Consider the following 13,600-nt stretch of genomic DNA (forward strand, 5'->3'; position numbering starts at 1 on the left):
GAACGACATGCTCGCCATACTCGCGGCTATCGTTTTCGGCTTCGCCCTGCTGATCGACCTTCTTGACACCAACTTCGGCGCACCGGACCTGTTCAACTGGAACACCCTCGTCCTGATCGGTCTGCTGCTGCTCTCGCTCTACCTCGCCGGCGTGGGCAGCGGTCCGCGCGGGGGTGGTGGCGGTCGCTGGTACCGGGGCCGTCGCCCCGGCCGTGGCTGACCGGAAACGATCACGACCGGCCCGGCCCGCGGCGCGATTCTGGCGCTGCGGACCGGGCCCGGTACTGTTCCCGTGATGGAGTCCGACGCCCTCTTCACCCTCGGTGAACCCGCCAGCGCACCCCGTGTCGCGGCGGGTTCCGGCGGCGTCGACGACCTCACGTACGCCGGGGCGGACGCCCCCCTGCCCGTCCGGATGCGCCCGACGAGCCTGGACGAACTGGTCGGCCAGGAACACCTGCTCGCCCCCGGTGCCCCGCTGCGGCAACTCGTCACGGGCAGCGCGCCCATGTCGGTCATCCTCTGGGGACCCCCCGGCAGCGGCAAGACCACCATCGCGAACCTGGTCGCCCGGGCGACCGACCGGCGGTTCGTCGCCATGTCCGCCCTGTCGGCCGGGGTGAAGGACGTCCGGGCCGTCATCGACACGGCCCGCCGGCAGCGCCGCTCCGGCGGCCCGCAGACCGTACTGTTCATCGACGAGGTTCACCGGTTCAGCAAGACCCAGCAGGACTCGCTGCTCGCCGCCGTCGAGGACCGGACGGTCACCCTGCTGGCGGCGACCACCGAGAACCCGTACTTCTCGGTCATCTCGCCGTTGCTGTCGCGCTGCGTGCTGCTCACCCTCCACCCGCTGGACGACGCGGCCGTGCGTGGCCTGCTGCGCCGCGCGGTGGCCGACCAGCGCGGCCTGGGCGGCGCGCTGGCCCTGGACACCGAGGCCGAGGACCACCTGGTACGCCTCGCCGGTGGCGACGTACGCAAGGCACTGACCGCGCTGGAGGCGGCCGCCGCGTCGGCGTCGGCCCGGGGCGCCGACCGCATCGACCTCGCCACCGCCGAGCAGGCGGTGGACACCGCGGCGGTGCGCTACGACCGGGCCGGTGACGCCCACTACGACGTGACCAGCGCCTTCATCAAGAGCATGCGCGGTTCGGACGTGGACGCCGCCCTGCACTGGCTGGCCCGGATGCTCGTCGCCGGGGAGGACGCCCGGTTCATCGCCCGCCGACTGGTGATCTTCGCCAGCGAGGACGTGGGCATGGCCGACCCGGCCGCGCTCGGTGTGGCCACCGCCGCCGCCCACGCCGTCGAGTACGTGGGCCTTCCGGAGGCCCAGCTCAACCTGGCCCAGGCGGTCATCCACCTGGCCACCGCGCCCAAGTCGAACTCGGCCACGACCGCGATCGGTGCCGCCCTGTCCGACGTGCGCGCCGGGCGCGGCGGTCCGGTGCCGCGCGGGCTGCGCGACGCGCACTACTCCGGTGCCCGGGGCCTGGGTCACGGCACCGGCTACCGCTACCCGCACGACGACCAGCGGGGCGTGGTCACCCAGCAGTACGCCCCCGACGACCTGGTGGGCACCGACTACTACCGGCCCAGCCAGCACGGCGCGGAGCGCGCGGTGGCCAGCCGGCTGCCCCTGCTGCGTCGGATCGTCCGGGGGCTGCCCGCCCCGCCGGTCCGCCCGGAACCGGCAGCCGCCCGGCCGGATGCGCTGGCCGCCGTGGGCACCGCGGCGAAGACCGACGGCGCGACGGGCACGGGTGCCGCTGCGGCGCGAGAGGGCGGCGAAACCGCCGACGGGGAGGAACGACAGTGAGATCGCGTGGGTCGGAGCACCCGGAGGACGGCCCGGACGAGCGGCGCGAGCAGCGCCCCCGGGCCCGGCGTTGGGGCCGGGGAAAGGCCGAGGCCGCCGCGCCCGAGCCGGTGCCCGGCGAGGAGTTCGGCTGGATCGACGACCTCCGGACGGCCAAGCAGCAGGGCGGTGAGTTGGGCCCCGGCGGTGAGCTGGGCCCCGACGGCGACCCGACCGCTCCGCCTCCCGCCCGGCGTCCCCCGGCAGCGTCCCCCGGCCCGGCGTCCCGTCCCGCACCGGGCGTTGCCGCCCCGGCCGACGGTGGCCCCGCGGGAGCACCGCCCCAGCGTCCGGGTCCGCCTGCGCCGGGTACGACCCCGTCCCGCCCGTCTCGGCAGGGGGCGAGCCCGTCGACCCCCATGAAGGCCCCCGGAGCGGTGCCGCCGCCGCACAACGCCGTACCGCCGGCCCCCGGCGCGGTGCCGGCCGGAGCCGGAGGTCCGGCGCCGAGCCCGGCCGGCGGCCCCTCCGCCGCCCCTCCGGTCCGGCGTGGTGAGTCCGAGTCACCGCGTTCCCGGCCCGTCGACGGGCCGTGGCCCGGCCATCCCGAGCCGCCCCGACCTCCGCAGGGTGTCGCGCCGGGTGGTCCGCCCCCGCGCCGTCCGGCCCCACCGGCGGGCGCGCCCACCGGTGGGCGTCACCCGGACCGCCCGGGTCCGGGTGGCCCGCAGGGGGAGTGGCCGTTCCGTCAGCCGGGGACCGCTCCCCCCGTGTCCGGCCCGCCCAGGCCGGTGTCCGGCGCCGCCTCCGGGCGGCCGGTGTCCGGGGTCCCGTCCGGGCCCGTGTCCGGCCCGCCGGCCGGTCGGGTGGGGGGCCCCGGGGTCGTCCCGTCCGGCCGTGCCGCAGGCCCGCCGTCCGTCGCCATGGGGCCGCCCTCCGTTGCGCCGGCCGACCTGCCGTCGGCAGGGCGTGGCGGTCCGCCGCCCACCGGCCGGGGGCGCACGCCGGGGAGTCCGCCACCAGCCGGGCATCCCGACGACCCGGCGGCCCGTGTCTCCCGGCCCGACGGCCGGCCCGGCGCGTCGCCTCCGCAGTCCGCCGCGGGTGCAGGTCACCGTGCCCCGGATCCTGACTCCCGGCGGGTCACGGTGCCCCGCGGCGGACTCCCCGGTCAGCCACCCGCCCCGGGGATGAATCCCGCCGGGGTCCCCGCCCCCGGGCTCCGGCCCGGGGGGGAGCCGGTTCCCCGAGGGCCGCGTCCCGTGGGCGAGCCGCCCGCTGTGGACCGGCGCGTCGCCCCCGGCACCGATCGGCGGGCCACCCCGCCGGGCGAGGGCCCGCCCCGTCCACGCACCGACGGCGGGTTCGGCGACACCGGCACCGGTCCCCGGGCCACCGGGGCCGCGCGGGTCGGTCCGGCCGGTGGCGGTCCCGTCCCGGGCGGACGGGCCGGACGCCGACGTGCTGCCGAGAACGGCGACGAACAGGCGGTCGGGCCGCGCAGCGGCGGTGTGCCCGACGTGCCGCGTAGCGGCAACGCCCCGCCCGTGCCCGACGTGCCGCGCAGCGGCAACGCCCCGTCGCTGCCCGCCGTGTCCACCACCAGCGCGTCGTCCGGGCCGGGTGGGTCCCCTCGTGGCACCGATCCGTCCGTGCCCCGTAGCGGCACCAGTCCCGCCGTGCCCCGTAGCGGCACCGGCCCCTCCGTGCCCCCCGGCGTGCCGGCGGGCGAGGCCCGTCCCGGCCGTCCGGAACGGCCGGCGGACTGGCTGCGGCAGGCGGGCCGGACCCATCACACCGACCCCGCCCTACCGACGATCAACCGTGCTCCGGCCGCACCCGCCGGTGGGGCGGCACCCGCCGGTCGCCGGCGGGCCGCGGAGACCCCCGGCGAGACGCCTGGCCGTACGCCGGCGGCCGGGCCGCCGTCGGCGCCGGCCGGTGGCCCGCCGGCACCTGCGCGGCGGGGCCCCGGGGCAGACGGCCGGGGTGGACCGGTCGCGGTGCCGCCCCGCCCCGGTGACGACGTCCACGATCCGTCCACGCCCCCCGGATCCCGGCCGGCGGGGCGCTCTGCGCCCGGCGAGCGAGGGCGTGCCGCCGACGGGCCGCCGCCCACCGGGCCCGGCCTGTCGCACCCCACCGGGCCGCAGGGCCTGGTCCGTGGCGACGGGGGGCCGACCGGTCCCGTGCGAGGTGCGGCACGTAAGAACAGCGGTCCGTCGGGTCCCGTGCGGGGCGAGGGCGGTCCGTCGGGTCCCGTGCGGGGCGCGGCGCGCCCCGACGGGGGGCCCAACCCGGCCAGAGGAGCGGCACGCCCCGGCGGCGTGCCCCGCGATCCGGTGGGCGGACCCGTCGCCCCCGGGGCAGCCGCGGGCGGCGTCACCATGGGCGCAGCCCGTCCCGACGGCACGGTCCCCGGTGAGGGTGCGGCCCGCCCCGGGGCCGGTCCGCCCCCACCGGGGCGGCCACCGGCGGGCACCGACCGGCCGGCACCGACCGTCGGGCGCGCCGGCCCACCGGCCCCGCCCCCGGAGGCCGCCCGCGGCGCAGTCTCCGGCCCCCGACCCGGTCCCGACGAGCGGACGGCCGCACGGGCGACCCCGCCGCACCGGGAACCGGTGCGTCCCGGCCCCTCGGGCGCGGCAGCGGTGTCACCGCCGGCGCGTCCCGGGGAGAAGCCGGTCGTCGCGCGGGCCGCGGCGGTCGTGCCCCCGACGGACCCCTCGGCGGCGCGTACCGCGTCCGGCCAGGTGAGCGGGTCGCCGCTGCGCGCCCCCGGTGTCGAAGAGGAGGGCCGGGCGGCCGACGAGCCCGACCGGGGTGCTGCCCGCACCGCACTCGGCCGGCGCCTCCGCGAGCGGCACCGGTTGCGTACGGGCCTGCTGACACTGGTCAGCGTGGTGCTGCTCGGTATCGTCCCGACCGTGTTCGGGGTGCAGACGTGGCACCGGGATCCGGCCTTCGACACGCTGGACGAACTCGACGTGCCCGGCTGGGCGGCGGTCGAGCCGGTCGACGACGTCAGCGGCAGCCGCTGGTGCTTCCTCGACTGCCGGCTCCGGGAACGCACCGTGACCTCGCAACGGTCGCCGGAGGAGACCGCCCGCGCCTACGAGGGCGCGCTGAGCGCGGGCGGCTGGCAGTCGTGGAAGCCGAACCTGTGCCCCGAGCAGCCCGCCAAGGGCAGCTACACCTGCTGGCGGCGGGACGAGTTGACCCTCGACCTGTGGGTCCGCGAGCCGACCTGCGTCCCGCCGCCGGTGGACGGGGAGCCGGCGGTGGTGCCCACGCCCGACCCGGCGACCGCGGCGGCGGAGTGCACCGGTTCGTTGGTGTCGGTGAAGATCCGCAACGCGATCGACGACGAGCGCACCCGGCCCCAGCCCAGCACCGACCCGTCGCTGACCGGTGAGGACCCGTATCCGACGGTGAGCGAGGACCCGTTGGGTGAGGTGACACCCTCACCGTCCTGAGCCGATTTCCATCACGGACGGTAGGGTCTGGGGCTGGCGGGCCCGCCAGCTTCCGCTGACCCCGCCGGGTCGTGTGCGGTGGTGTGGGTGACGGGCGCGCGTCGTTCGTGGACGTCCGGTCCACGGACCTGGCTTGAGGAGGACAGGCGTGGGCTTTTTCGAGGTCGCGGCGTTGATCGCGGCGATCGCGTTCGCGATGCTGGTGTTGATCCTGACCCTGCCCATCCTGCGGCTGCGGCACACCGTGGACGCGACCACCCGCATGATCAACGACCTCAACGACCGCACCGCGCCGCTGCTCGGTGACGTCAACACCACGGTCCGCAACGTCAACGTCACTCTGGAACAGGTGCAGACCTCCCTGGACGGGGTGAATCTCCAACTGGCCAAGGTCGACACGATGACCAGCCACGCGCAGAACATCACCGCCAACGTCGCGAACCTGGCCACCGTCGTCTCCGCCGCTGCCGCGAACCCGCTGGTCAAGGTCGCTGCCTTCGGCTACGGCGTACGCAAAGCCGCCTCCGCCCGACGGCACGCCGAGACCGAGCGCGAGGTCCGCGACACGATCAAGTCCCAGCGTCGCGCCGCCCGACGTGGCAACCGCTGACCCGCCGACGACCAGGAGGTACGAAGCATGAGGCGACTGTTCTGGCTGGGCATCGGACTGGCGGTCGGCGTGGTGGTGGTCCGCAAGGCGACCCGCACCGCGCACGCGTACACGCCGGCCGGCATCGCCAGCAGCGTGTCGCAATCCGCTGGCGGGCTCATCGAGGAACTGCGTAGCTTCGTGGCGGACGTCCGGGTCGGGATGGCCGAACGCGAGCAGGAGATCCACGAGGCGTTCGCCCGGGGCGAGGCGTTCGACGACCAGTTCGCCGAGCTGCGGGAGGACCCGCGCATCGGCGACCGAGAGATCTTTCCGGAGGACCACCAGCGATGAAGACGGCGGAGATCAAGCGGCGGTACCTCGCCCACTTCGAGGCGAACGGCCATGCCGTGGTGCCGTCCGCTCCGCTGCCCGCCATCAGCGACCCGAACCTGCTGTTCGTCAACGCCGGCATGGTGCAGTTCGTCCCGTACTTCCTGGGCCAGCAGACCCCGCCGTACACCCGCGCGGTCAGCGTCCAGAAGTGCATCCGCACCCCCGACATCGACGAGGTCGGCAAGACCAGCCGGCACGGCACGTTCTTCCAGATGAACGGCAACTTCTCCTTCGGTGACTACTTCAAGGACGGGGCGATCCCGCTCGCCTGGGACCTGGTCACCAAGCCCCAGGAGCAGGGTGGCTTCGGGCTCGATCCGGATCGGGTCTGGCCGACGGTCTACCTCGACGACGACGAGGCGTTCGCCATCTGGCGCTCGGTGGGGGTGCCCGCCGAGCGGATCGTACGCCGGGGCAAGGCGGACAACTTCTGGTCGATGGGCATCCCCGGCCCGTGCGGCCCGTGCTCCGAGCTGTTCTACGACCGTGGCCCCTCCTACGGCCGCGAGGGCGGGCCCGCGGTCGACGAGGACCGCTACATGGAGTTCTGGAACCTCGTCTTCATGCAGTTCGAGCGAGGGCCGGGCACCGGCAAGGAGAACTACCCGATCCTCGGCGAACTGCCGGCGAAGAACATCGACACCGGCATGGGCCTGGAACGGATGGCCTCGATCCTGCAGGGCGTCGACAACCTGTACGAGATCGACGAGGTGCGGCCGATCCTGGACCGGGCGGCCGAACTGACCGGCAAGCGCTACGGCGCCCACTCGGGCCACGTGGCCAGCGAGTCGCACCCCGACGACGTCAAACTGCGGGTGGTCGCCGACCACGTGCGTACGGCGCTGATGCTGATCGGCGACGGGGTCACCCCGAGCAACGAGGGGCGCGGCTACGTGCTGCGCCGGATCATGCGGCGGGCGATCCGCGCGGTGCGGCTGCTCGGCTGGCAGGAGCGGGCGCTGCCCGAACTGCTGCCGGTGGCGCGGGACTGCATGTCCCCGTCGTACCCGGAGCTGGCAGGGGACTTCGACCGGATCGCCGACTACGCGTACGCGGAGGAGGACGCCTTCCTGTCCACCCTGCGCGCTGGGACGACGATCCTGGACACGGCCATCGCCGAGACCCGTACGGCGGGACGGTCGGCCCTGTCGGGGGAGAAGGCGTTCCAGCTGCACGACACGTACGGCTTCCCGATCGACCTGACCCTGGAGATCGCCGCGGAGCAGGGCCTGCAGGTCGACGCCGAGGGGTTCCGCCGGCTGATGGCCGACCAGCGGGCCCGCGCCAAGGCCGACGCGCAGGCGCGCAAGACGGGCCACACCGACCTGTCGGCGTACCGGGCGGTGCTCGACGAGGGCGGTCCGGTGAGCTTCACCGGTTACACGGAGGTGTCCCGCGAGTCGACGGTGCGGGCGGTGCTCGGCGGCGACGGCTCCCGGTCGGCGGCGGTCGAGGGGGACACCGTCGAGCTGGTGCTCGACACCACCCCCTTCTACGCGGAGGGCGGCGGGCAGCAGCCAGACCTGGGCATGATCACCGTCGGTGGCGGGCAGGTCGAGGTGTTCGACGTGCAGCAGCCGGTGCCCGGTCTGATCGTGCACCGGGCCCGGGTGGTCCGGGGCGAGGTGCGGGCGGGCGAGACCGCGTTCGCCGAGATCGACACGTCCCGGCGGCGGGCCATCTCCCGGTCGCACACCGCGACCCACCTGGTGCACCAGACGATGCGCAACTTCCTCGGGGAGTCGGCCACCCAGGCCGGGTCGCTGAACGCCCCGGGCCGGCTGCGGTTCGACTTCAACACCCCGACGGGGGTGGCACCGAGCGTGCTGCGCGACGTCGAGCAGCAGGTCAACGAGGTGCTCCTGGCCGACCTGGAGGTGCACGCCTTCATCACCTCGCTCGACGAGGCGCGACGCATCGGGGCGATGGCCCTGTTCGGTGAGAAGTACGGCGAGCAGGTGCGGGTCGTCGAGGTCGGCGACTACGCCCGGGAGCTGTGCGGCGGCACCCACGTGGCCCGGTCCGGCCAGCTCGGCCTGGTCAAGATCCTCTCGGAGTCGTCGATCGGTTCGGGCGTGCGACGGGTCGAGGCCCTGGTCGGCATGGACGCGTTCCACTTCCTGGCCCGGGAGCACCTGCTGGTGTCCCGGCTCGCCGAGCTGTACCGGGTGCCCAACGAGCAGGTCGCCGACCGGGTGGAGCAGACCGTGACCCAGCTGCGCGACGCCGAGAAGGAGCTGGAGAAGCTGCGCGCCCAACTGGTGCTCGGGGGCGCGGCTGCGCTCGCCGCCCAGGCCAGGGACGTGCAGGGTGTCGCGTACGTCGGCACGGAGGCCCCGGAGGGCGCGGCCGGCAACGACGTGCGGACCCTCGCCCAGGAGATCCGGGGCCGGATCGACCCCGCCCGACCGGCGGTGGTCGCGGTGGCGGCCCGCGCCAACGGGAAGGCCTCGCTGGTCGTGGCGGTGAACCCGGCGGCACGGGGTCGTGGCCTGGCGGCCTCCGACCTGGTGAAGGCGGCCTTCTCCGGGCGCGGGGGCGGCAGCCCCGACCTGGCGCAGGGCGGTGGCCTGCCGGCGGCGGAAGCCCCGACGCTGCTGCTCACCGTCGAGAAGGCGATCGCCGAGGCGTGAGGGTGTCAGCGTCACCAGCCAGGGCGGACCGGCGACGGTCCGCCCTGGCTCGTTCGCCGGGGGTGACTGTCGGTGACTGAATCGCCCCGTGGAGTCCGGCTCGGTGTCGACGTCGGTCAGGTGCGGGTGGGGGTCGCACGGTCCGATCCGCACGGGGTGCTGGCCACCCCGCTGGTGACCCTGGCCCGGGACCTCACGGCCGGCCCCGACACGGTACCGAGCGACATTGCCCAGCTCAGCGCCCTCATCGCCGAGCACGAGGCGGTCGAGGTGGTGGTCGGCCTGCCCGTGAACCTGGCCGGCAGGCACGGGCCCGCGGCGGTCGGGGTCAAGGCGTACGCCGCCCGGCTGGCCGAGGTGACAGCGCCCGTCCCGGTGACGCTCACCGACGAGAGGATGTCTACCGTCGTCGCATCTCGTAGGCTTGCCGAGCGCGGCGTCAGAGGACGACGACAACGCGCGGTGGTCGACCAGGCCGCCGCGGTGGAGATTCTGCAGAGCTGGCTGGATGCGCAGCGGAGGCGGACGAGATGATGGACGATCTTGACCTCGGATTCGACGAGCAGGGGAGGGGTGACAAGGGCAAGCACCGCCGTGGCCTGCGCAAGAGCTCCGGCCGCTCCGGCGGGCGCGGCAAGACGGCGCTCGCCCTGGTGCTCGCCTTCCTGCTGCTCGGCGGGATCGGCGGCGGGGCGTACTACGGCTTCGACCGGATCCAGAACTACCTCGTCACCCCCGACTACGACGGCACCGGCACCGAGGAGGTGACGGTCGAGATCAAGCAGGGTGCCCTGCTGGCGGACATGGCCGTCGCGCTCCACGACGCCGGTGTGGTGAAGAGCACCAAGGCGTTCATCGAGGCGGCCGAGGAGAACTCCCGCAGCCGCAACATCCAGCCGGGCACGTACACCCTGCGCCTCCAGATGAGTGGCGAGAACGCCCTCGCGGCGATGCTCGACCCGAAGAACCGGGTGGTCAACGGCGTCACGATCCCGGAGGGGCGCACCGCCAAGCAGGTCTACAAGCTGCTGTCGGACCACACCGAGATCCCGGTCGAGGAGTTCGAGGCCGCGGCGAAGGACCCGCTGGAGCTGGGCGTCCCGGACTGGTGGTTCAAGCGGGAGGACGGCAGGAAGGTCGACAAGTCGATCGAGGGCTTCCTCTACCCGGACACGTACGAGATCCCGCCGAAGGCCGACGCCGAGGCCATCCTCAAGCTCATGGTCGACAACTTCCTCACCGTCACCGGGGAGATGAAGTTCGCCGACGTGGTGCAGACCGAGCGTCAGGGCATCAGCCCCTACGAGGCGCTGATCGTCGCCTCCCTGGCCCAGGCCGAGGCGGGCAACAAGAAGGATCTGGGCAAGGTCGCCAGGGTGGCGTACAACCGGGTGTACAAGGGCAACTTCCCGTGCGGCTGCCTGGAGATGGACGTCACCGTCAACTACTACCTGGAGCGGACCGGCCAGGAGACGAAGACCTCCGGGCAGATGACCCAGTCCGACCTCGACAACCCGAAGAACCCGTACAACCGCAAGCTGCGGGGCATGGTGCCGACCCCGATCAACAACCCCGGCCGGGACGCGATGCAGGGCGCGATGGACCCGCCGCAGGGCGACTGGCTGTTCTTCGTCGCCATCGACAAGGAGGGCAACTCCGCCTTCGCCGAGACCTACGAGCAGCACCTGCGCAACGAGGCCAAGGCGCGGGAGGCCGGGATCATCTGATGGCGGCCCCTCGGCGGGCGGCGGTGCTCGGCACGCCGATCGCCCACTCGCTCTCTCCGGTGATCCACAACGCGGGCTACGCCGCCGCCGGGCTCGACGGGTGGTCGTACACCCGGATCGAGTGCGCGGCGGCGGAGCTGCCGGCCCTGGTCGCGGGCCTGGGCCCGGAGTGGGCCGGGCTGTCGGTGACCATGCCGGGCAAGGAGGCGGCGCTCGCGGTGGCGGCGGCGTCGTCGCCGGTCGCCGCCGCCGTCGGTGCGGCCAACACGTTGGTACGCCGGCCGGACGGCTCCTGGTACGCGGACAACACCGACGTCGTCGGCATGGTGGAGGTGCTGACCGGCGCGGGCGTACGCCCCGGTGTGACGGTGACCGTGCTCGGTGCCGGCGGGACCGCTCGGGCGGCGGTCGCGGCGGCGGCCCGGCTCGACGCCCGGTCGGTGACCGTGGTGGCCCGCCGCCCGGAGGCGGTCGACGAACTGCGTCCCGTGGCCGCCGCAGTCGGCATGCCCAGCGTGCCGCTGACCGGCGCCGGGTGGGCCGACGCGGTCGCGCACCTGCACGCCGACGTGGTGGTCTCCACCGTGCCGAAGGGCGCGGCCGACGAGTTGGTCGGATCCGTGCGCTGGCGGCCGACGACGGTGCTGTTCGACGCGCTGTACGACCCCTGGCCCACCCCGCTGGCCGCCGCCGCCCTCGTCGCCGGCTGCCGCGTCGTGTCCGGGCTGGACCTGCTGCTCGCCCAGGCCGTCGGCCAGTTCGAGCAGTTCACCGGTGTCCCCGCGCCCCGAGCGGCGATGGCCGAGGCACTGCACGCCGCCCGCGTCGGCTGAGCGCCACCCCCGCGCCGCCCGCGTCGGCTGAGCGCCACCCCCGCGCCGCCCGCGTCGGCTGAGCGCCACCCCCGCGCCGCCCGCGTCGGCTGAGCGCCACCCCCGCGCCGCCCGCGTCGGCTGAGGCACTACACGCCGCCCGCGCCGCCCGATCCGCCCGCTCGGATTGTCCGCTCGGGCCGCCCACTCCGGCCGGACCGGCCACAATGGTCATCGGAACCCCGAGGCGTGTCTTAGGAGAGGGTTAAGACGCGCTTAGGTCCCGCTGTCCTGCCCACGCGGCGTCGTGGCCGTCGATACGCTGCTGACCGTCACCGCATCAGACACAGGGAGTCTCCTTGACCAGGCACGGACTGCACCGACTGCGCCCGCCGGGTGGCCCCCGCCGCAAGGCGGTCGGCCTCGTCGTCCTCGGCACGACCGTGGTGGTGAGCCTGGCCGTCACGGTCGTACCGCTGCTGGCGGCCGACGACATGTCGATCCGGGCGGCGGCGGACACGACCGCCACCGCGGTGCCGCAGGACGGGGACAACAGCCTCAAGACGACGCTGGCGACCTGCCCCTCACCCTGCGACGGCAACCCGCGCGGCGCACGGGAGGCGGTCGTCCGGTTCGACGTGCGGACGCTGCCCGCGAACGCCGTCAACGTGCGTGCCACGCTGAAGGCGCATTCCTGGAAGGCGTTCGACGCGACGGTGACCGCCCACGCCTCCCCGGTCGACGCGGGGGTGGCCCGCCCGTCGCCCGTGGCCCTCGGCGCGGCGTTGGACACCGTCGGCACGGTCGCGAGGGGCGTCAACGAGTGGGACGTCTCTCCTCTGGTGACGGGCAACGGCACGTTCACGGTGGCGCTGGCCCAGTCCGGTCTGCACACCCGCATCTACTGGGCCTCGAGCGAGAACCGCAACCCGGACCTGCGGCCCCGGCTCGACCTCACCTACGAGGTGCGCACCCGCCCGACGCCCGGCCCGACCAGCGCCTCGCCGACCCGGGCCGTCGCGCCGACCAGCGCCGCGCCGACGCCGTCGCGGACGCCGAGCGTGAGCCCCACCCCGGCCGCGCCCAGCCCGACGCCGACCATGCCGGCCGGCTCCGGTCGCTGTGGCCGGGTGTCGGACAAGCTGGTGCCGTCCTGCGGCGCCTGGTGGGGTATGTACTCCCCGACCAGCGCGGCCGCCGGCTGGAACCACGGCAAGGCCGTGGCGGACGTGGAGGCGCAGGTCGGGCGGAAGTTCGACGTCGTGCACCGCTACCACGACTTCTCCAACGCCGGCAGCAACGGTGCCTTCCCCGACGCGTACGAGCAGCAGCAGATGCGCGAGGGGCGGCTGATGTTCTTCGCCTGGGAGTCCCGGATCTTCTCCTCGGGCACGGTGCTGACCTGGAAGGACGTCTACAGTGGCCGGCACGACGCGACCATCGACGCGGTGGCGGGCCGGATCAGGGCGACCGGGGTGCCGGTGTTCATGGGCTTCGACCACGAGCCGGAGGACGAGCCGGCCAAGGGCAGCGACGCGGACTTCGTCCGGGCCTGGCGGTACGTGCACGACCGGTTCCGGGCGGCGGGGGCGGACAACGCCGTGTGGGTGTGGACGATGATGGGCTGGTCGGGGCACTACGACCGGTATGCGGGCCTCTACCCGGGCGACCGCTACGTCGACTGGGTGGCCTACGACCCGTACAACTTCCACGTCTGCAACGGCAGCACGGTCTGGAAGAGCCCGGCGACCACGGTCGGCGGCTTCTACCGCTGGCTCGACGAGCACGGCATCGGGGCCGGCAAGCCGCGGATGCTGGCCGAGTTCGGCACCAACTTCGACGCCGACGACCCCGGTGCGAAGCGCCGCTGGTTCGAGGAGTTCCCGGCGGCCCTGAAGGCCCACCCGAAGATCAAGGCGGCGATCTACTTCAACTCGCCGGGTATGACCAAGACCACGAAGTCCTGCAACATGACGATGAACCACGACGCGGCGTCACTGGCCGGGTTCACCGCCGCCGGGCGCGACAGCTACCTGCGGCAACCGACCGGAGGGGCCCGCTGACCTGAGGTTTCCGTCTGGCGACAGGCGGTGACGGTCGAGGTCGGACATCCGACTCCGTCCATTGCTGTCGCCTTGCGGATTCACTGACCGCCCAATCGGCGGA

At 74.4% G+C, this 13,600-nt stretch carries 10 protein-coding genes; all 10 read left to right on the plus strand.

The window, feature by feature from the left end:
- Nucleotides 1-7: 7 nt before the first annotated feature.
- On the plus strand, nucleotides 8-220 hold the full coding sequence (locus GA0070616_RS23405; protein WP_091087319.1) for a hypothetical protein: 213 nt from the start codon (nucleotides 8-10) through the stop codon (nucleotides 218-220).
- A gap of 75 nt (nucleotides 221-295) precedes the next feature.
- Entirely contained in the window at nucleotides 296-1,822 is a 1,527-nt protein-coding gene (locus tag GA0070616_RS23410) for a replication-associated recombination protein A (RefSeq protein WP_091087322.1), read from the plus strand.
- 2,747 nt (nucleotides 1,823-4,569) lie between these two features.
- Nucleotides 4,570-5,277: a hypothetical protein gene (locus GA0070616_RS23415; protein ID WP_091091461.1), complete on the plus strand. Its 708-nt coding sequence runs from the start codon at nucleotides 4,570-4,572 to the stop codon at nucleotides 5,275-5,277.
- Between the two features lie 148 nt (nucleotides 5,278-5,425).
- Nucleotides 5,426-5,887 carry a DUF948 domain-containing protein gene (locus GA0070616_RS23420; RefSeq protein ID WP_091087326.1) on the plus strand — a complete coding sequence of 154 codons (462 nt, stop codon included), beginning with the start codon at nucleotides 5,426-5,428 and terminating at the stop codon, nucleotides 5,885-5,887.
- Between the two features lie 27 nt (nucleotides 5,888-5,914).
- Nucleotides 5,915-6,220: a hypothetical protein gene (locus GA0070616_RS23425; protein WP_091087330.1), complete on the plus strand. Its 306-nt coding sequence runs from the start codon at nucleotides 5,915-5,917 to the stop codon at nucleotides 6,218-6,220.
- Nucleotides 6,217-8,895, plus strand: coding sequence for an alanine--tRNA ligase (alaS, locus tag GA0070616_RS23430; protein WP_091087333.1), 2,679 nt, complete (start codon nucleotides 6,217-6,219; stop codon nucleotides 8,893-8,895). Before GA0070616_RS23425 ends, alaS begins: the two co-directional genes overlap by 4 nt.
- A gap of 72 nt (nucleotides 8,896-8,967) precedes the next feature.
- The gene (ruvX, locus tag GA0070616_RS23435) at nucleotides 8,968-9,429 is read left to right on the plus strand and encodes a Holliday junction resolvase RuvX (RefSeq protein ID WP_091087337.1); all 462 of its coding nucleotides are present in this window, start codon (nucleotides 8,968-8,970) and stop codon (nucleotides 9,427-9,429) included.
- A complete protein-coding gene (gene mltG / locus GA0070616_RS23440) occupies nucleotides 9,426-10,622 on the plus strand; it encodes an endolytic transglycosylase MltG (RefSeq protein WP_091087340.1) in 1,197 nt (398 codons plus the stop codon). Before ruvX ends, mltG begins: the two co-directional genes overlap by 4 nt.
- Entirely contained in the window at nucleotides 10,622-11,455 is an 834-nt protein-coding gene (locus GA0070616_RS23445; RefSeq protein WP_091087344.1) for a shikimate dehydrogenase, read from the plus strand. The genes mltG and GA0070616_RS23445 overlap by 1 nt, the downstream gene beginning before the upstream one ends.
- Nucleotides 11,456-11,793: 338 nt before the next feature.
- Nucleotides 11,794-13,497: a glycosyl hydrolase gene (locus tag GA0070616_RS23450; RefSeq protein WP_091087347.1), complete on the plus strand. Its 1,704-nt coding sequence runs from the start codon at nucleotides 11,794-11,796 to the stop codon at nucleotides 13,495-13,497.
- The last annotated feature ends 103 nt before the right edge of the window (nucleotides 13,498-13,600 follow it).

It is taken from the genome of Micromonospora nigra, assembly GCF_900091585.1.
Taxonomy (GTDB): domain Bacteria; phylum Actinomycetota; class Actinomycetes; order Mycobacteriales; family Micromonosporaceae; genus Micromonospora; species Micromonospora nigra.